Source organism: Nesiotobacter zosterae (genome assembly GCF_033843645.1).
Taxonomy (GTDB): domain Bacteria; phylum Pseudomonadota; class Alphaproteobacteria; order Rhizobiales; family Stappiaceae; genus Pseudovibrio; species Pseudovibrio zosterae.
The window spans coordinates 1-20,087 of sequence record NZ_JAWXVZ010000005.1 but is presented as its reverse complement, the minus strand read 5'-3'; the positions used below and the strand labels follow the sequence as shown (position 1 = coordinate 20,087).

Below are 20,087 nucleotides of genomic sequence, written 5' to 3'. Positions count from 1 at the left end.
AGCATGAAGCTGGCCTTCACGGCACCCATGAAGCCTTTGGATGATCCGACGCCCTCGGGAGACCGGACGCTGGCACGGCTCATTGTCAGGGCGTTGGAGCAAGGCGGGCATGAGGTGGAGGTGCCGACCCGGTTCCGAAGCTGGCGCAAGAACGGGGGCGTTGCCATGCAACAGGCCCTCAAAGACGAAGCGCTTTGTGAAGCCGAAGCCATTGCCGCCAGATGGCGCAGCACCGGGTACAAGCCGGATGCGTTCTTGACCTATCATCTCTACCACAAGGCACCGGACTGGATTGGCCCGGCGCTTTCTGAGGAGTTCGGCTGTCCCTACCTCGTGATTGAGGCCAGCCGCGCGCCCAAACAAGCCACTGGCGAGTGGTCTTTCGGTTTTGCCGAGGCAGACAAGGCCCTTTCCGCGGCGGATCAGGTGGTGGCCCTGCACCGCGCAGATGCACAGTGCTTGCGCGACGTTGTTTGCGACAAACTCACCATCATTCCGCCCTTCATTGATGCAGACCCGTTTTTGGGAGCGCCTCCCGTTGCCCTTCGAGAAAACGGCAAGCTCAAGCTTCTGGCAGTGGGCATGATGCGGCCGGGCGCGAAGGTGCAGTCTTATGCCGTGCTGGCGCAAGCCTTGAGGCTCCTGCGCGCTGAAAACTGGAGCCTGACCATCGTTGGCGATGGACCGGAATTCCATGAGGTACGCGAGATGTTCAGCGGCCTGCCGGTTACTTTTCTGGGACCAAAGGTGGGCGATGACATTCCACAGGTCTACGCCGACCACGACGTGCTGGTGTGGCCGGCCATTCGTGAGGCCTTTGGCTTCGTGTTCCTTGAAGCGCAGGCCTCGGGCCGACCGGTGATTGGCGGGGACACGTTTGGTGTGCCCGACATCGTGGAGGATGGGAAAACCGGTTTTCTATCTCCTGAAGGGGATGTGAGCGCAATGGCGGCCAACATTGAGCGCATCCTTGAACGCCCAGAGCTGGCACCCCAAATGGGCAGTGCCGCGCGGGCGCACATTCTGAACCGGCACAGCCTTGCCGCTGGCACACAGAACCTGAACATGCTGCTGGCGCGGGCCCGCGAAATTTTCAAAGAAAAGAACACCCGGAAAACATAGATGAAAGCCTTTATCCACGTTCAGCACCTTTTGGGAACCGGACATGTGGTGCGTGCAGCGGCAATTGGCCGTGCTCTTGCCGCCCGCGGTGTGGAAGTGACCCTTGCCTCGGGCAACACGGTGCCTCCCACGCTGAACACCCATGGTTTGAACGTGGTCGAATTGCCGCCCGTTCGCAGCCCGGATGCGGTCTTCGACAAGCTGGTGACCCCAGACGGCACACCAATTGACGACAGCTGGTTCGAGCGGCGCACGCAAACAACCCTTGAGGCTTTTCAGGCCGACGACTTCGACATTCTGCTGACCGAAACCTACCCATTCGGACGCCGTCAATTCGAGCAGGAATTGTCTCCGTTGCTGCGCTTTGCCAAGGCACAGGAACGGCCGCCACTGATTGCCTCCTCCATTCGCGACATTCTGGTGCGCAAGCAGCAGCTTTGGAAGGAGGAATGGATGGCCAAGCAGGCGGCGCGATACTACGACTGTGTTCTGGTGCATTCCGACCCGGAGTTCGTGCGGCTTTCCGACAGTTTTCCTTTTGCACAGCAGGTGGAGCACCTCCTGCGCTATACGGGGTATGTGGACGCCCAGCGCGACACAATCGCCCCCTCCTCTGATGGTCATGACGAGGTGATCGTGTCATGCGGTGGCGGCGCTGTAGGGGCGCAGTTGCTTGAAAGTGCGCTGATTGCACGGTCCTTGAGCCGCAGGGCCGGTGACACCACGTGGCGCGTGCTCGTGGGCCATGACATCAATGAGGAGACGTTTGCCGCGCTGCAACTGAAAGCCCATGAGGGCTGCATCGTTGAGCGCGCCCGGCCGGACTTCCCCGAGCTTTTGACCCGGGCTCGGCTTTCCGTTTCTCAGGCTGGATACAACACCGTTCTCGACGTCCTTGTTGCGGGCGTTGCCGCTGTGTTCGTGCCGTTTGCTCAGGTGCGTGAGACCGAGCAGGCCCAGCGGGCGGAAGCTTTGGTGCAACGACAGCGTGCGGTCAGCATTCCGGAGGACACGTTGACACCAGAGGGCCTTGCCGCTGCCGTGGATGATGCGCTTTCCCTGCCCCGCTCCGACATGACCGTGCTGCTTGGCGGTGCCGAGCGCAGCGCCGATATTCTGATTGCCGAGCGTGAAAGGCAGGTGATTTCATGACCGCCGCTGATGCACTGGCCCTTGACGCCTTTCGCAGCTCTCTGCGCGACCATCTGGACTGGTTTGCTGCGCGCGGCCAGAAGGTGAGGTTCTGGTGGCGAGATGACGATGCCATCGAGCCAACGGACGATCTGGAACGCCTGCTTGACATCGCCAAGCGCTATTCAGTGCCCGTAGCTCTGGCGGTGATCCCCAAACACGCCAAGGAAACTTTGGCCGCACGTCTTGAAACCAGTGATGAGGCGTGGGTTCTCCAGCATGGCTGGCAACACAAGAACTTTCAGCGCAAGGATTTGGGTGAGAAGGCAGCCGAGCTCGGCAGTCGCCGGGACCTTGATGAGATCACGGCGCAACTTGAAGAAGGCTTCGCTCGCCTTTCAGAGCTGTTTCCCGACCGCTTCATTCCTGCTGTGGTGCCGCCGTGGAACCGGATTGATCCGGGTGTGGTGCGCCGTCTGGAAGGCATTGGGCTTAAAAGTCTTTCCACCTTCACATGGATGCACCCCTACTCCCTCGCGCAGGTGCAGTCGCACGTGGACATCATCAAGTGGAAGAAGAACAACCGCTTTATCGGCTGGAAGAGTGCCATGGACCGGTTTGATCTGCAGTTCATGCGCCGTCGCACCAACCCGCAGGAGCCGCTTGGCATTCTGACCCACCATCTGGCTCATGAGGAAGGCTGCTACACCTTCCTTGAGGAGTTCCTCAGCATTGCCGCCGATCACCCCGGCGCTTCGTGGCCTGCGCTTCCCGAGCTGTTTGCCGAGGAAGTGGCCCGCGCCAAGGCAATTCGAACCTGAGGCCCAAGAGCGCTGACGTTTCTGCCGCACACTCCTTCTGGATCCCGGCTCGGGGGCCGGGATGACGCCAAGGGGTTTAAGGGGCCGGATGGCGGCAGAGGGATGGGGCGTGCCTAGCGCATGACCGTGGTTGTGTGCGGAAGAGGGTTAGGTGCTGGATGATGGCGGTGGTCGTGTGGGGTGCGAACGTAATGTGTGAGCGCAGCGGGTCACAGGCGCTTGAATTCTCACCCGATGTCATGCCGGACAAGCGCAGCGCTGATCCGGTATCCAGAGCCAAGAGCGCCGAGGTGCGAAGGAAGTGCCCTAACTGGATCCCGGCTCGGAGGCCGGGATGACGCCAAGGGGTTTAAGGGGCCGGATGGCGGCAGAGGGTAAGCTTGATGATGGTGGTGGTCGTGCCGGGTGGTGGACGCGAGCCCGTAGACATGAGTTCAGCTCGCCTACCGGGAAAAGCTGTGTGGCATCGTAACCGTCAAGACAAAGTGGCCGTGAGACCTCCTGCACCATCGCCAAACAATCACTGTCATGCCGGACAAGCGTAGCGCTGATCCGGTATCCAGAGCCAAAAGCACCGAGGTGCAAAGGAGACGCCCTAACTGGATCCCGGCTCTGAGGCCGGGATGACGACGGTGGGTTGAGGGGCCGGATGGCGGCAGAGGGTAAGCTGGATGATGGTGGCGGTCATGCGAGGTGGTGGACGCGACCCAAGCGCCAAGAGATCAGCTCGCGCACCGAAAAAAGCTGTGTGGCATCGTAACCGTCAAGACAATGTGGCCCTGAGACCTCCTGCACCATCCCCAAACAATCACTGTCATGCCGGACAAGCGCAGCGCTGATCCGGTATCCAGTGCCAAGAGCGCCGAGGTGCGAAGGAGACGCCCTAACTGGATCCCGGCTCGGGGGCCGGGATGACGCCAGAGGGTTGTGGGGCCGGATGGCGACAGAGGGTAAGGTGCTGGATGATGGCGGTGGTCGTGTGGGGGACGGACGCGACCCCATAGCCATGAGATCAGCTCGCGGACCGTGAAAATCTGTGAGACCTCGTGACCGTCAAGACAACGTGGCCGTGAGACCTCCTGCACCATCGCCAAACCTTCACTGTCATGCCGGACAAGGAGAGCGCAGCGAGCCGCTGATCCGGTATCCAGAGCCCAAAGCACCGAGGTGCGAAGGAAACGCCCTAACTGGATCCCGGCTCGGGGGCCGGGATGACGCCGGAGGGAATGGGGGGCCGGGATGACGACGGTGGGTTGAGGGGCCGGATGGCGGGGAGAGATATAGGTGCGTGGTGAGCCTATTGAGCGGCAGAGAAGGCATGAAAAAGGCGCCACGCGGGCGCCTTGTGTCATTCTGAATGCAAATGCGGCTTAGCGGACTGGCTTTACCAACCGCATGCGCCATGTGACGTTCTTCTTGTCAGAGCGCAGTGCGTAATCGTCCAGCACTTCCCACTTGCTTTCATCATCCGTTGCTTCCCAAAGCTTTGCGATGAGCTTGTTGGCACCGGACTCAGGCCGCTTTGGCGAATACATGGAAAGGGCGATGACACCGTCTTCCTTGAGGTATGGCACGTAGCGGGCCACAACCGCGCCCGGGTCCTCGGCAAAGTGCAGCACTTCATTGAAGATGATTGCGCTGAAAGTCTCCCCTTCGTTTGGCTCGAAGGTATGCATGTCCCCTGCCCGCAAAGACGCGATGGATGGGTCGACATCAGCAATCTCAAGAGCTGCAGGGGCAAGGTCCATGCCCACATAACGCTTCACGCCCATTGGTGCGAGGCGCTCATAGAGCAGACCTTCGCCGCAGCCGATGTCCAAAATCTCTTCATTGGAATTGGTCAGTGCCAACCACATGCCAATAATACCGTAGCGCCCGCTTTCCGGTAGTGAGCGCAGGAATGCCCAACGGCCCTGACGATATTCCTCATCCCAGCCATCAGCGGTACTGGCGTTTTTCATGGATTAGTCCCCATTGTTGGTGGCGCGGGCCAGAGCCGAAAAAGACTCAATGGCCCGAAAGTGCCTTATTTATAAGGGTCGGCGGCGTCACGTAAACCGTCGCCAAGGAAATTGAATGCAAGAACCACGATAATGATTGGGATCACCGGCGCCATGAGCCACGGGTACAACGTCACAACCGTAATGTTCTGAGCCTCATTTAGGAGCACCCCCCACGATACGGAAGGCCTGCGCAGCCCCAAATTCAGGAAGGACAGCGCGGTCTCCCCCAGGATCATGGCCGGGATCGACAGACTGGCCGAAGCGATGAGGTGTGAGGTGAAGCCCGGCAGCAAGTGCTTGAAGATGATGCGGCGCGGGCGGGCGCCCATCATGACGGCGGCCTTCGCATACTCCTCCTCTCGCAGAGAAAGCAGTTTTGAGCGCACAGCACGTGCAAGCCCCGGCCAATCAAGCAGCCCCAAAATGATGGTGAGGCCAAAATAAATCCAGACCGGTGACCATGTCACGGGCAGCGCAGCGGAAAGCGCCATCCAGAGCGGCAACTCCGGCAAGGAGCGCATGATCTCGATGACACGCTGGATCAGGCTGTCGATGATGCCGCCGAAATAGCCAGCCAGCCCCCCAAGCAGGATGCCGAGGAACATGGAGATGGTGATGCCGACGATGCCCACGGTGAGCGACAGGCGTGCGCCGTAGATGAGCCCCGAGAGCTGGTCACGGCCCAAACGGTCTGTGCCAGCAAGGAACATGGTGCCATCCTGCGCAGGACAGACGAACCGGAAATCCATATCCCACAGGCCCCAGAACCGGTAGGTACTACCAGAGCAAAAGAACCGCAGGGGCTGCACCTGGCTGGTATCTTCCTCATAGACCCAGCGCAGGGTCTCCAGATCCACTTCCGCCTTGTAGCCATAGACAAACGGCCCGACAAAAGAGCCTTCATGGAAGAGGTGCAAGGCTTGCGGCGGGGCGTAGAGGAAGTCGTTGTTGCGCTCGTTGGGTGTGTATGGCGCAATCAGCTCGGCAAATGGCACGCACAGGTAAAACAGAACGAGGATGATGCCAGACCAGACCGCCAGCTTGTGGCGGCGGAACTTCCACCACATGATCTTCCACTGGGACGCCTGATAGTAGCGCTCCTGTTCGGGCGTCAGCACGTCGGTTGAGGTGGGGTCAAACGGTTCCGGGTTGACGTAATGCGGTTCTTCGCGCGGTGTCTGACGGATACGGTTGGTCATGAGCCGCTCCCTCCCCCAAGACGGATGCGCGGATCAAGCACCGCGAGCAACAAATCCGATACCAGCATGCCAACCAAGGTCAGCACGGAAACGAACAGCAAAATGAATGCTGCAAGGAACTGATCCTGCGACTGCAGAGCATTGAGAAGCACTGGGCCTACCGTTGGCAGGTTGAGAACCACGGAAACAATCACGGAGCCGGAGACCAACGAAGGGATCAGGTTGCCGATGTCTGCAATAAACGGGTTAAGGGCCATGCGCAGCGGATACTTTACCAAAAGCGCGCCCTCTTTCATGCCCTTGGCCCGCGCGGTGGTGACGTATTGCTTGTGCAGCTCGTCCAAAAGGTTTGCGCGCAGACGCCGGATCATGGCAGCGGTTCCGGAAGTGCCGATCACGATGGTCGGGACAATCAAGTGCGAGAGCACAGAGAGCGCCTTGTCCACCGACCACGGCTCCCCGATGTATTTGGGATCCATCAAACCACCGATTGCAAGGTCGAACCATGCGTTGGCAAGATACATGAGAACAAGGCCAAGCAGGAAGTTGGGCGTGGCAAGGCCGATGTAGCCCAGAAAGGTGAAACCATAATCACCCCACGAATATTGCCGAGTGGCGGAATAGATGCCGATGGGAAACGACACCAGATAAACGAACAGGATGGTGGCCGCATTCAAGACAATGGTCAGTGGCAAGGTTGGCCCCACCACCTCGTAGACCGGCTTGTCATACTCAAACGACCAGCCCCAGTTTCCCTGAATAAGACCGTCAAACCCATGCGGTCCCGGCCAGAGGCCAACCCAGATGGCGAACCGCTCAAAAAACGAGCGGTCCAGCGCAAACTCCTGACGCAAGAACTCCAACTTGGCTATGGAGGCGGATTCACCTGAGGCTTTCAGAACCGCAATCTGGTTCGAAATGTAATCCCCCTCCGGGAGCTCAATGATGAAGAACGTGAGCAGACTGATCACCAGAAGCGTCGGGATCATGGTCAGCAGTCTGCGGAGGATGTAGTAAAGCATTGGGTTTAACGCTCAGGCTTGAAGAAGTGGGAGGGCACGAATGCCCTCACTTCAGATCCGTAAAGTAGAAGGCGTCCATGCGATGAATGCCGAAGTGTGACCCCGGATCCCATCCGTAAATTGCCTTTTCCGGCACATTGGACAGCCCCTTGACCACAACAGGCTGACGCACTTCGTTGACAAGACCAATGTGAATGGTCTCATCTGCATGGATCTGCAGCATCTCATGCCAGATATTGCTGCGCTCCTCGTTAGAAGAACTGGAGAGCCACGCCTCGTAAAGTTCGTTGAGGCGTATTGCAGGTGCCCAGTCAGGCTTTTCGCCAGACTTGCCTTCCGTCTCGTAGTAGTCACCCCAAGTGGCCCAGGAGAGGAAGTCACCACGGGTTGGCGCATAGTCCAGAGGGGGCATTTCGGCGGTTGGAACGCCATTTTCAAAGCCGGACCAGACTGACATGACAAGATCGCCGGAGATGGCGCGGTTACGGATGGTATCGCGCTGGCTCGGCTTCAAGAACGCGCGAATGCCAAGCTCGCGCCACGTCTCGGAAACCAGCTCGATCGCATCATCCTGTGCGCGGCTTTCACCGGTGCTTTCAATGATGATTTCGAGCGGCCGACCGTCTGGCAGCAGGCGGACACCGTCTTCACGGCGCTCTACCAAGCCAATCTCATCCAAAAGGGCATTGGCCTTGTCCGGATCAAACTCGGCCCATTTGGTGGCGTATTCTTCCCTGAACAGCGGTGACATGCTAAGCACCGTGTCGTTGCCCGGATGTGCCAGACCGAAGTACAGCACCTTGTTGATCATGCTTCGGTCAATGCCAAGGGACAGCGCACGGCGGAAACGTACATCCTGATTGAGCTTGCGCCAGACCGGGTCTTTGACCGCCAGATTTGGCAGCAGAGACACTTCCGAGCCCTTGGTCGAGAGCCAAAGCTGCGTCTTGTACCCCTCGCCTTTTTCCCCGCGCTTCAAAACAGAAATGTCAGAGAAATTCAGGTTGCGGGCTTGCAAGTGGCTTTCGCCAGCCTGTGTCTTGGCCGGGATCAGCTTGCCGTCGGCGACGGTCATCACAACGCGGTCAATGTAGGGCAGTTGCTGGCCCGTGCTGTCGAACCGGTGGAAGTACGGGTTGCGCGAGAAAACGATGCGGCGGTCGTCCCCTTCATCGACCCTGACCCATGGCTGCAAGGAAGGCAGGTCGACGTTGCGGCCGTTGTACATGTCATCCAGCTTGTTGAACAAGGGTGCCCAGCTGCGCACCTTAAACTGGGCCGCCATCTTAGCAATTTCCGCAGGATCGCCATAGGCTTCGTGGAACTGCTTGAGGTAATGGGCCGGCCGGTAGATGAACGGCGGGCGCGACTTGGCCAACTCGGGAAGGAACAGCGGGTTGGGGCTGTTCCAGGTAAAACGAACAGTGGTTTCGTCGATCACCTCGAAGGTAGGTGCTTCGCCGCCAGCCATCATGAACGGTGGCATGCCCCATGGGTTGAGGTCTTCGTTGTTGAGAATGTCCTCGAACCAGAACCGGAAATCTTCAGAGGTGAAGGGGTGACCATCAGACCATTTGTGGCCTTCGCGCAATTTCAATGTGAAAATGCGGTCGTCTTCGTTCTCGACTGATTTGAGGATGTCGGCTTGCAGGCTCAGCTCTTCATCATAGCCCATCAGTCGGGCATAGCCCCAAACGTTGATGAGACGCGCATCTTTGGTGCGCCCTACGAGAGTGTGCATTTCTCCGCCCTGCTTGCCTGTGGTGCGGCCAATGCTCTCCATTTCTGTGATCATCGGCTCGACAGGCGCGCGCTCAGCGACCGGCGGCAGCCCCTCCTGCAGACCAGATGTTTCCTGCATGGTGAAGGCCCCAACGGACCCTGCCCACGTCATAAAAAGAGCCGCTGCAACGCCTCTTAATGCAATGCTCTTGTTCAAGACACCCTCTCAACCAACATCTCTATTGTCTCTTTTGTCTTCATCCCCGGTGCGCAGACCATGTGGTCTGGCGCGACCTCGACCAATTCCGGAGCTACCCCTTGCCCCAGACGGAATGGTTCCGGCCAAAGTTCTGGTTCGGACGCGCGCATGGCGTCCAAATGTTCAAAGTCGAGCAGAGCATCAAGGCTCGGCTCGGGCACTGCGCTCAGCAGCGCCTTTGTGTATGGATGTATCGGCGCCTCGACGATGGACTGCGTCGGGCCAATTTCTACCAGCCGCCCCCGGCACATGACCGCGATGCGGTCTGCGATGTAGTCAACAACAGCGAGGTTGTGACTGACAAACAGGTAGGTGAGGCCCAACTCCTTCTTCAGATCCTGCAAGAGATTGAGGATCTGCGCCTGAACGGACACATCGAGCGCCGAAGTCGGCTCATCGCACAATATCATTTCCGGGTTGAGCGCAAGGGCACGGGCAATCCCGATACGCTGGCGCTGACCGCCGGAGAACGAATGCGGATACCGGCGCAGGTACTTGGCATTGAGGCCAACAAGGTCCATCAGTTCGCGGGCCCGTTGCTGACGCTCCTGATGGGTGCCAATGCCGTGGATGATCAAGGGCTCCATGAGGATGTCGTTGACCGTCATGCGCGGATTGAGTGAGGAGAACGGGTCCTGAAAGATCAACTGCACACGGCGGCGATAGTCCAGCATCTGCGCACGGTTGAAGGTCGATATGTCGACCGGCCCGGTTCCCTTGTCGAAGGTGATGGTGCCCTCTTCGACCGGAAACGAGCGCAACATGGCAAGCGCGGCGGTTGTCTTGCCCGAGCCGGATTCTCCTACAACGCCGAGGCATTCGCCCCGTTTGACACTGAGGCTCACCTGATCCAGTGCCGTGAAGACCCGAGGTTTGGCCCGAAGCAAACCACCTTTTCGGGAGGTGAACTGCTTGGTGACGCCGGACATTTGCAGGATGTTTCCAGTCTTGCTGCCGCACTCCTCGGCACGGTTTTTCAAAAAACTGCCCAGATTTGCCTTGATGGGACGGATGGGAACCAGGCGCTGTCCCTCTTTCATGCCAAAGCTTGGAACGGCGTTCAGAAGGGCTTTCAGATAGTCGTGCTTGGGCTCGCGAAACAGATCTTCCGCACTGCCCTTTTCCATGACCTTGCCGTGATAGATGACCACAACATCATCGGCCATATTGGCAACCACGCCGAAATCGTGGGTGATCATGAGCAAGGACATGTTCAGCTCATGTTGAATTTCCCGGATCAGCTTCAGCGTTTCAGCCTGAATGGTCACATCCAGCGCAGTGGTCGGCTCATCGGCAACCAGAAGGGCTGGTTTGCAAATCAGGGCCATGGCGATCATGGCGCGCTGGCGCAAACCGCCAGACAACTCGAAAGGATAGGCATCAATGCCCCGGTTCGGGTCCGGAAACTGAACGAGCGAGAGCATTGTGCGGGTAAGCTCACGGGCTTCGGGCGCGGATACACCCTGATGCAGCTGTGCAGCCTCACCGATCTGATCACCAATGGTATGGAGCGGCGACAGGGATGTCATTGGCTCCTGAAAGATCATGGCGATGCGGTTGCCGCGAATGGCGCGCATCTGTGGCCCATCCGGGGCGAGCTTTGCAATGTCCAGATCCACGTCCGGGTTGAGCGGATCGTGCAGGAGGATTTGCCCCGAAGAGATGGAGGCACGGGAGGGCAACAGGCCCATGATCGCCTGTGAAATGACGGTCTTGCCGGAGCCAGACTCTCCCACAAGCGCCACTGAGCGGTTCATCGGAATGCGGAATGACACATCGTCGACGGCCCTGATCCTGCCCTCGGCTGTATTAAAGTCAACCGTCAGTCGCTCGAGTGACAATAAATTCAAGGGGTTGCCTCCTGCCCACGTTTTCCGTGGGTCGTTCCCTCCAAATGGTACCTCTGATGCCTAAGTTCCTGTTGTTTTTTACGCAACGTTCACGTGGACGTTGAGGTTTTTATCAGGAACATCTTACATTACTGTGTTTTCTTTAAAACAAAAATCACAGATTGCAGGCAGGGGCAGGCCTGAAACATTGCAGAACTACGCGATGTAAAACGGAAAACCTAGAATTTTGGCCAAATCCGCAAGGTTACTCTTCTTCGTAGGCCCAAATTTCTACTGGTGCATCGCGGCCACGGATCTGGCGTTGACCATGATTTTGAAGGCCTTCCTTGTGCGAAAGTTGTTCTACGGTCTCACCACTCGCCAGAATCACAGCATGAGCCCCCGGCGCAACGCCCTTTCCCAGCCCCTGCAAGCGGTTGGACACGTTTACTGCATCGCCGATCACGGTGTAGTTCCAGCGGTCCTGCCCGCCAACATTGCCCACGATAACAGCACCGCTGTGAACACCGATGCGGATCTTGAGCGCAGCCTCCGGATTGGCCCGATTGTGTTCTGCAATGTCTTTGGCAATGCGCCGTGCGGCCCGCATGGCCGCCTCCGCGTGGTCGGGACGCTCATCCGGCGCGCCCCAAAAGGCCAGCAAGCCATCGCCGAGGAACTTGTCAACAGTGCCGCCCTCATCCTCAATGGCTTTCACGAGAATGGCGAAGTGATCGTTGAGAAGCTGCGCCACTTCGGTGGCACTGTGGGTCTCCGAAATTGTGGTGAACTCGGCAATGTCGGTGAAGAGAATGGTGAGCTGCGCCTCGCGCGGCTTGGTTGCGTTGTCGAGCCCCTTGTTCAGCAGCTTGGAGAACAAGGTGCGCGGCACATACATACTCATGGCCTTCAGAGCCTGAGTGCTGTGGTTCATGACCGTTGCAACCTTATCAAGCTCAAGGATCATGCTGCGATCCATGGGCTTGATGTTCTCAAACTCCAAACGGCCGATATGTTCGGCCCGGTCTGCGATCTGCCCCAATGGACCGGCAACGCGGCGACCAACGATGATTGCCAAAATGGCGGAGATGATCAAAATGAAACCACCTGCCAATGCAGAACGGGCCAGACGCTGGATCTCGCCTTCAACCGTGCTTTCCTCGAAGTACTGGCCGACGATCCAATCGCTGTAGCCAAAGCCCTCCATTTCGCGAAGGAGGATGAGGTAGTCCACATCGTCCACGGTGACTTGGAGGACCCTCAAACCGAGCTCATTCACTGCTTTTTGGCGGGTAAAATCGTCTGCATTTGGAAGCTGCGCCAAAACGGGGTCGCCATAGTCCCTTATGGGCGAGAGCAGTGGTCCTTTTTCCACCTCGGAAAACAGGCCATTGCCCGAGTAGGCAATCACGTCTCCTCTGTTGCTCAGAACAAAGGTCGTCAGCCTGTGATCCACACCGAACTGGGAGAGCGAGCTGCTGAGCTGCTCCATCGAAACACCGGCTGTGACGTGGCCAATCAGGATCTCACGGTAATGCACGGGCACAGAGACGTTGGCGAAGATCCGGCCATCCGCCTTGAGCAACCGCCCCCACTGCGGCTCGCCAGAAAGACCATTTACCGAGAAGAAGTTTTGCAGTTGCAGTTCCGCGGGGGCCTGCCCCTCAAATCGGATCAGTTCACCTTCCTTGGTGCGGCCAATGCCCCACGCCCGGCCAGCAAGGTCAGTAAAGGCGGCCATGTCGATATTGCGGTTGCCAAGAAGCACACCGCTCAAGACCTGAGCCAGCTGGTCTTCATCGGAAATGTAGATGTCACCGCCTTCAACAAAGTCTCTCAGTTCCTGAATGGAGATGGAGATGGGGTCAAAAGACGACTTGATCACGCTTTCGATGGAATACAGGGAGAGGTCTGCCGTTTGCTCCAGAAGGTCGCGGGTATTCTTCAGATTGGCGGAAACGGAAAGGATGAGCACCAGTCCGCCACAGACGGCAACCAAGGTGCCAAACCCGACCCCTACAATGGCCGTAAGCGAAACACGGCGCAGTTTTCGTCTCAGTTGCCACGGCCGCAAAGCCAGTGTCCTGAATAATCGCACAAGACCCCCCGCCCCGCTGCACAGCAGGGTTCGTTACAATCCCCATACTCTCTAATCGAGAGGTACAGTAGGGTCAAACATTGTATCATCACAACACTGCGGACCGGCGTTTTGCGGCTTATTCAACCTTTGCTCTACTTTTATTTGGGATTATTCGGGCACTTGTGATGCCGATTGGCGGAACTGCTCGTTGTGCTCGCCGCACTTGGGTGCAGGTCTGGTCAAATCCAGATTCGCATTCCTGAAGGAAATGGGGGTGCGCACATATTTTTGAGAGGTCTGCCCAAGGGACGCGCCTTCCAGTTCCACCACAAGGCCACGATGCTTTACCTGCGGGTCTTCCAGAGCCTCGGCAACGGAGTTGATCGGCCCTGCAGGAACAGAGCGGGCCTCCAGTCTTGCCAGCAGTTCATCGCGCCGCCACTCCTGCAACAGCGCCTCAAGTGCGGGGATCAGCTCGTCGCGGTTTTCAACGCGGGACGGGTTGGTGGCAAAACGCGGCTCCTCGGCAAGGCCGGGTACACCAAGAACCTCACAGAATGCTTTGAACTGGCCGTCATTGCCAACGGCGATGATGAGGTGTCCATCGGCCACGGCGAACACTTGGTAAGGTACGATGTTCGGATGGGCATTTCCCATGCGGCGCGGTGCTTTACCGCTTGCAAGGTAGTTCATGGCCTGGTTGGCAAGCACCCCGACCTGCGTGTCCATGAGGGCCATATCAATCCACTCGCCCTCGCCTGTGCGCTGCCGGCGCAAGAGCGCCGCCTGAATGCCGATCACACCATAAAGGCCTGTGAAGATATCAGCATAGGCCACACCGACCTTTTGCGGCTCGCCATTGGGATCACCGGTAAGGTCCATAATTCCGCCCATGCCCTGGATCATGAAATCATACCCAGCGCGGTGCGCATAGGGACCGTCCTGACCAAACCCGGTAACGGAACAGTAAATGAGGCGAGGATTAATTTTGCTCAGGGTTTCATAGTCGAGGCCATACTTCTTCAAGCCGCCGACCTTGAAGTTCTCGATCAGGACATCGGCGTCTGCGACCAGATCCAAAACGAACTGACGCCCCTCCTTTGTACTGAAGTCGGCGGTGACCGATCTCTTGCCGCGATTGCACGCATGGAAATAGGCCGCGCTTTTGCCGCCTTCATCATCCTCGATGAACGGGGGGCCCCATGTGCGCGTGTCATCGCCGTTGGGGCTTTCCACCTTGATGACGTCAGCGCCAAGATCTGCCAGTGTTTGCCCAATCCAGGGGCCGGCCAAAATCCGAGCCAGTTCGATGACTTTAACGTTTTCAAGGGGTGCGCTCACGGTGTCCTCTCGCCTTTTGCTGCCCGAAAGGTGCTAGCGTGTTTCGCCGCAGATGTCGCCGGAGGAACTGTCATGATGTTCCTACCAGCGCTCAAGATGCAGGTCAGCCATGGTTTCGCTATGTTTTGCATTTCAAATGCAAATTCGTGTTTTCAAATCCTCAGCCACCGCTTAGAACGGGTGCCTAGAGACACGCGCCGACGCCCCAACGTCGGCTTTCTTAATTGGAATTCAGGAGTACCTCATGCGGTCGGACAACGCTGCTCCCATCTTGCTGAAAGACTACCGCCAGACGCCCTACATCATCGATAACGTTGAGCTGGATTTCAGGCTTCACCCCACGAGCACCACTGTCCGTACCAAGCTGCACATGCGCCGCCGCGACGGCATTGCGGCTGGAACGCCGCTGGAGCTGGATGGCGATGACCTGAAACTGGCAAGCGTTGCCATGGACGACATTCCTCTCGACGATGAGGCCTATGAGGCAACGCCAGAAAAGCTGGTGATCCATAGCCCAGAGGCTGAGCCCTTCACGCTGACCATCGACACGGAAATCAACCCTTCGACCAACACACAGTTAATGGGGCTTTATGTGTCCAGCGGCACGTTCTGCACCCAATGTGAGGCAGAGGGTTTCAGACGCATTACTTATTTTTATGATCGCCCAGACGTGCTGGCCACCTACACCACGCGCATTACTGCCAGCAAGAAGGCCTATCCGGTGCTTCTTGGTAATGGCAATCTGGTTGAAAGCGGCGATGTGCCGAGCACCGACCAGCATTATGCCGTGTGGCACGACCCACACCCGAAGCCATCCTACCTGTTTGCGCTGGTTGCGGGCAATCTGGCCCATATCGATGCAGACTACACCACCGCTTCTGGCAAGGCGGTGAAGCTGAGTATTTTCGTTGAACATGGCAATGAAACCCAAGCCGACTGGGCCATGGACAGCCTGATCCGCTCCATGCGTTGGGATGAGAAGGTTTTTGGCCGCGAATACGATCTGGATGTGTTCAACATCGTTGCCATTTCCGACTTCAACATGGGGGCCATGGAAAACAAGGGCCTCAACATCTTCAACGACAAGTACATCCTTGCGGATCCGGACACGGCTTCTGACGGCGACTATGCGGGCATTGAAACTGTGGTGGCGCACGAGTACTTCCATAACTGGACGGGCAACCGCATCACCTGTCGCGACTGGTTCCAGCTGTGCCTGAAGGAAGGCCTGACCGTTTTCCGCGATCAGGAGTTTTCTTCCGATGAGCGCTCCCGCGCGGTGAAGCGCATTGCCGATGTGCAACGCCTCAAGGCTGCTCAGTTCCCAGAGGACAGCGGCCCGCTGGCCCACCCTGTTCGTCCGGAACAGTATAAGGAAATCAACAACTTCTATACTGCGACCATTTACGAGAAGGGCGCAGAGCTTGTTCGCATGATCAAGATCCTGCTTGGAGAAAGCGGCTTCCGAAAGGGAATGGATCTTTACTTCAAGCGACATGATGGCGATGCCGCCACCATTGAAGACTTCCTGAAGTCATTTGAAGACGCAACTGGTAAGGATCTCAGCGGCTTCTCCCTCTGGTACGCTCAGGCTGGCACCCCAACCCTGACGGCCCAAACCAGCCATGATCCAAGTGCGCAGACCTTCACTCTCAAGCTGACGCAGGTAACGCCGCCAACTCCGGGCCAGCAGGACAAAAAACCGGTTGTCATGCCGGTGCGCTTTGGTCTTGTGGGCCCCAAGGGCAAGGACATGGCGTTCAGCAACGTGGAAGGCGCGACCGTCGAGGGAGATGTGATCATCCTTGATCAGGCAGAGCAAACTGTTGTTTTCCATGGAATTTCCGAAAAGCCGGTTGCCTCTTTGTTGCGCGGCTTTTCCGCCCCTGTGAACCTGCGCAGCGACTTGACGCTTGAGGAACAGCTGTTCCTGATGCGTCACGACATCGACTCCTTCAATCGCTGGCAGTCCGCCCAGACCGTTGCAACACGGTTACTGGTCGCCCGTAGCCAAGGCGAAAGCTTGCCGCAAGAAGACGCGTTTATAGATGCAATGGGCGTGATTGCTTCGGATCAAACGCTGGACAATGCCTTCCGGGCGTTGGCGCTTCAGCTGCCATCTGAAGCCGATCTTGCACGCGAGATTGCGGAGAATGTGGACCCTGAAGCACTGGCTCTGGCTCATGAAGGGCTGCGTACAGCGATTGGTCAGCGGCTTTATGGCTGCTTCCGGGAGCTCTACACAGCGCTGACACCTGAAGATGCTAGCTTCAGTCCAAGCGCTCAGGCGGCAGGCACGCGCGCGCTGCGCAACCGCCTCTTGGGGTACCTTGCCGCTTCTGGTGAAGCCGAGGGCATCCACCTGGTGAAGGCGCACTTCGATGCCGCCAACAACATGACCGATCGACTGGCCGCACTTACGCTATTTGTCCACCTAGATCTTCCTGGCAAAAATGAGGCACTGGACGCATTTGAGGCGCGCCACAAGAGCAATCACCTTGCCATGGACAAGTGGTTCACAGTGCAAGCAACCTCCCCCGCAGCCAGCACGCTGGAGCGTGTGAAGGAGCTAACCGAGCACGCAGGCTTCTCCTGGACCAATCCGAATCGTGTGCGCTCTCTGGTGGGTGCGTTCTGCGCAGGCAACCAACGGCGTTTCAACGAATCTGATGGCTCCGGATATGACTACCTTGCTGAAGTTACTTTGAAGATCGATCCGAAGAACCCGCAGCTAGCAGCCAGAATTCTCAATGCTTTCCGCTCTTGGCGCGCGCTTGAACCGGAACGCCAGATGAAAGCTAAAGCTGCACTGAACAGCATTCTCGCGTCTGAGCAGTCGCTCTCTACAGACACGAAAGATATTGCGGAAAGGTGTCTGCAGTAGAGACTTTACCCACTATCTAGATTTGTCCCTTGAACGGCGGTGCGAAGCATCGCCGTTTTTCGTTGTTTTTCCAATTGAGCCCTAGACAAGACGAATCGTTTAGATTCAAATGGAGGTGATTCGGGCGACGGCAACACCCCGATCACTTGCGGCGGAACTTTACATTTTGGGGGCATTCTATGGCACGGGCCTTTACACAGGGCGCGGCCGCTCGGCGATTCATGCGCTTCCCGAAGCGCATCTCCGGGGCGGAAGCTTTGACGGGACACATCAAGCTACTCGCGGAACCCGCGTATCAAAGGCTTATTACCACCGAACCATTTCTTCGGAAACTGATTCCTGCCCTCTGCATTGTATTTATTGTGTGCATGGCAACCTTTCGTGGTATCGAGCTCACCTACGATTACGACCAGATTGCCCAAAAAGCCGAGGACGACCTGACGCTGATTGCCACGGCCCTGACCGTGAAAATGGACAGCTATGAAGGCACTCTGCCCGAGGTGGGCTATCACACAGCTCTTCAAAACGCCCTTGCTGACTCGCTGCCGCCGCGCGCCACCAGTCAGGGTCGTCAAATCTTGCTTGCTGACCAGAGCGGGAAGATTGTTGCAACTGCCCCTACCCGCCCTGAGATCGAAGGCCTGAGCCTGACCGACATTGTGGGCGCCACCCAGCCAATGACCTTCTTTGGCAAGCGGGCTGGCGTGCTGACCATCAACGAAGGTCAGGACAATGCGTCGCTCGCCACCATCCACCACCTCGCTGGTCGCCTCGGCATGGTGTCTGTGGTGCAACCGGAGGCCGCCGTGTTTGCGGGCTGGCGCTCTGAGGTTTCCGCGAACGTTACAATTTTCGTTGGAACGGCCAGCGTGCTTCTGGTGCTGATCTACGCCTTCTTCGCCCAGGCCACCCGTGCGCAGCAAGCCGACAGCATTTACGCTGCAACCCGGTTCCGCATCGACACCGCGCTCACCCGTGGCCGATGTGGCCTGTTCGACTGGGATCTGGCCCGCGGCCGCATCTTCTGGTCCGCCTCGCTCTATGAGATGCTGGGACTGGAGCCGCGCAACGACATCATGGGCTTTTCCGAGATCAGCAAGCTGACCCATCCTGAAGACATCGATCTTTATCAGCTCGCGCAGGGGCTGCTTGAAACCGGTCAGACCACGGTAGACCAGCAGTTTCGCATGCGCCACGCCGATGGCTCGTGGATCTGGCTGCGTGCCCGCGCTGAAGTTCAAACCGACGAAGGCACCGCTGAACCGCATCTGATCGGCATCTGCATTGATGTGACCGAGCAAAAGGAACTGGCGGAACAGAGCCGTACTGCTGATCTGCGCCTGCGCGATGCCATTGAGACCATCTCCGAGGCGTTCGTTCTGTGGGATACCGAGAACCGTCTGGTGATGTGCAACTCCAACTATCGTGCGCTTCACAACCTGCCGGACCATGTGGTTCAGGCTGGAACGCCCTATGCGACGGTCATGGCTGCTGCCCGTCAGCGCATCCTGAACACCTCAGAGCCAACCCAAAGCGACGAAATCGATCTGGCGGACACCTATGAGGCTGAGCTGGAAGATGGCCGTTGGTTGCAGGTTTCTGAGCGCCGTACCAAGGACGGTGGTTTCGTCTCCGTCGGCACCGACATTACCCCGCTGAAGCGCCACGAAGAACAGCTTCTGAACTCCGAGCGCCAGCTGATGGCAACGGTTGCTGACCTGCGTCAGTCCCGCCAGAAACTGGAAACACAAGCCCAGCAGCTTGTGGAGCTGGCCGAAAAGTATGCGGAAGAAAAGACCCGCGCGGAAGATGCAAACCAGGCGAAGTCCGAATTCCTGGCCAACATTTCTCACGAGCTGCGCACGCCACTGAATGCCATTATCGGGTTCTCCGAGATCATGAACCAGAAAATGTTCGGCACTCTGGGCAGCGAGAAGTATGAGGAATACTGCAAGGACATTCACTCTTCCGGCACCTACCTGCTGAACGTGATCAACGACATCCTCGACATGTCCAAGATCGAAGCCGGTCGTTTGGAACTGGCGGTCGAGAACGTGCAGATCGACCACATCGTTGAAGATTCCACCCGCATCATCTCCGCAACCGCTGCCGAGAAGAACATCAAGGTATCCAGCGTGAAGGTTCCTGCGATTGGCATCGACGCCGACCGCCGCGCCGTCAAGCAGATCCTCCTCAACCTGTTGGCCAACGCCGTCAAGTTCACGCCGGACAACGGCAAGGTGACCGTGAGCGGCAACCAGACCAAGGACTTTGTTGCTCTTACCATCGCCGACAACGGCATTGGCATTGCCAAGAAGGACATTGACCGGCTCGCCAAGCCGTTCGTTCAAGTTGAGAACCAGTTCACCAAGACCCATAAAGGCTCCGGCCTTGGGCTTGCGATTGCCCGGTCTCTTTGTGAGCTGCATGGCGGGCGCATGGAGCTGAAGTCCGAGGTTGGCAAGGGAACGGAAGTGACCATCTATCTGCCAATCAAGACGATGGCAAAAAGGGCCGAAGCCGCCTGATTGGCTTCCCAATAAAGATCAACAAAAGCCCCGCACCAAGCGGGGCTCAGACTGCTGACAAAGTGATTGAAAGTCCTCGCTTTATGCGGGGACTTTTGATTCAATGGGGTATGTTGAAGAAACCCTCCCCCCAGCAGACCGCTTTT

At 57.8% G+C, this 20,087-nt stretch carries 12 protein-coding genes; 5 read left to right on the top strand and 7 right to left on the bottom strand.

Annotated elements, in window-relative coordinates; genetic code table 11:
• The first annotated feature begins 3 nt into the window (after window positions 1–3).
• The 3 genes from Q3Y58_RS08330 to Q3Y58_RS08320 are packed head-to-tail and all read left to right on the top strand — an operon-like array spanning window position 4 to window position 3,074.
• Complete coding sequence (locus Q3Y58_RS08330; protein ID WP_274217212.1) at window positions 4–1,122, top strand: glycosyltransferase family 4 protein; 1,119 nt, start codon at window positions 4–6, stop codon at window positions 1,120–1,122.
• Window positions 1,123–2,274 (top strand): glycosyltransferase family protein, encoded by a 1,152-nt coding sequence (locus Q3Y58_RS08325; RefSeq protein ID WP_274217213.1) that lies wholly within the window; start codon window positions 1,123–1,125, stop codon window positions 2,272–2,274.
• The gene (locus tag Q3Y58_RS08320; protein WP_319621892.1) at window positions 2,271–3,074 is read left to right on the top strand and encodes a polysaccharide deacetylase family protein; all 804 of its coding nucleotides are present in this window, start codon (window positions 2,271–2,273) and stop codon (window positions 3,072–3,074) included. The genes Q3Y58_RS08325 and Q3Y58_RS08320 overlap by 4 nt, the downstream gene beginning before the upstream one ends.
• Before the next feature lie 1,370 nt (window positions 3,075–4,444).
• Here the strand turns inward: Q3Y58_RS08320 and Q3Y58_RS08315 are convergent.
• The 7 genes from Q3Y58_RS08315 to Q3Y58_RS08285 all read right to left on the bottom strand — a co-directional run bounded on the left by Q3Y58_RS08315 (window position 4,445) and on the right by Q3Y58_RS08285 (window position 14,529).
• Window positions 4,445–5,035 carry a class I SAM-dependent methyltransferase gene (locus Q3Y58_RS08315; protein ID WP_274217216.1) on the bottom strand — a complete coding sequence of 197 codons (591 nt, stop codon included), beginning with the start codon at window positions 5,033–5,035 and terminating at the stop codon, window positions 4,445–4,447.
• A 65-nt stretch (window positions 5,036–5,100) separates the two neighbouring features.
• The gene (locus Q3Y58_RS08310) at window positions 5,101–6,276 is read right to left on the bottom strand and encodes an ABC transporter permease (RefSeq protein ID WP_319621890.1); all 1,176 of its coding nucleotides are present in this window, start codon (window positions 6,274–6,276) and stop codon (window positions 5,101–5,103) included.
• On the bottom strand, window positions 6,273–7,298 hold the full coding sequence (locus Q3Y58_RS08305; RefSeq protein WP_274217218.1) for an ABC transporter permease: 1,026 nt from the start codon (window positions 7,296–7,298) through the stop codon (window positions 6,273–6,275). Before Q3Y58_RS08305 ends, Q3Y58_RS08310 begins: the two co-directional genes overlap by 4 nt.
• A 46-nt stretch (window positions 7,299–7,344) precedes the next feature.
• Complete coding sequence (locus tag Q3Y58_RS08300) at window positions 7,345–9,192, bottom strand: ABC transporter substrate-binding protein (protein ID WP_413697803.1); 1,848 nt, start codon at window positions 9,190–9,192, stop codon at window positions 7,345–7,347.
• Between the two features lie 41 nt (window positions 9,193–9,233).
• On the bottom strand, window positions 9,234–11,129 hold the full coding sequence (locus tag Q3Y58_RS08295; protein ID WP_319621888.1) for an ABC transporter ATP-binding protein: 1,896 nt from the start codon (window positions 11,127–11,129) through the stop codon (window positions 9,234–9,236).
• A gap of 244 nt (window positions 11,130–11,373) precedes the next feature.
• Window positions 11,374–13,182 (bottom strand): adenylate/guanylate cyclase domain-containing protein, encoded by a 1,809-nt coding sequence (locus tag Q3Y58_RS08290; protein WP_319621887.1) that lies wholly within the window; start codon window positions 13,180–13,182, stop codon window positions 11,374–11,376.
• A gap of 174 nt (window positions 13,183–13,356) precedes the next feature.
• Window positions 13,357–14,529, bottom strand: a complete 1,173-nt coding sequence (locus tag Q3Y58_RS08285; protein ID WP_319621886.1) for a CaiB/BaiF CoA transferase family protein — start codon at window positions 14,527–14,529, stop codon at window positions 13,357–13,359.
• 244 nt (window positions 14,530–14,773) lie between these two features.
• On the opposite strand from Q3Y58_RS08285, the gene pepN reads away from it, so the two are divergent.
• Entirely contained in the window at window positions 14,774–17,413 is a 2,640-nt protein-coding gene (gene pepN / locus Q3Y58_RS08280) for an aminopeptidase N (protein WP_319621885.1), read from the top strand.
• A gap of 179 nt (window positions 17,414–17,592) precedes the next feature.
• The gene (locus tag Q3Y58_RS08275) at window positions 17,593–19,941 is read left to right on the top strand and encodes a sensor histidine kinase (protein ID WP_319621884.1); all 2,349 of its coding nucleotides are present in this window, start codon (window positions 17,593–17,595) and stop codon (window positions 19,939–19,941) included.
• The last annotated feature ends 146 nt before the right edge of the window (window positions 19,942–20,087 follow it).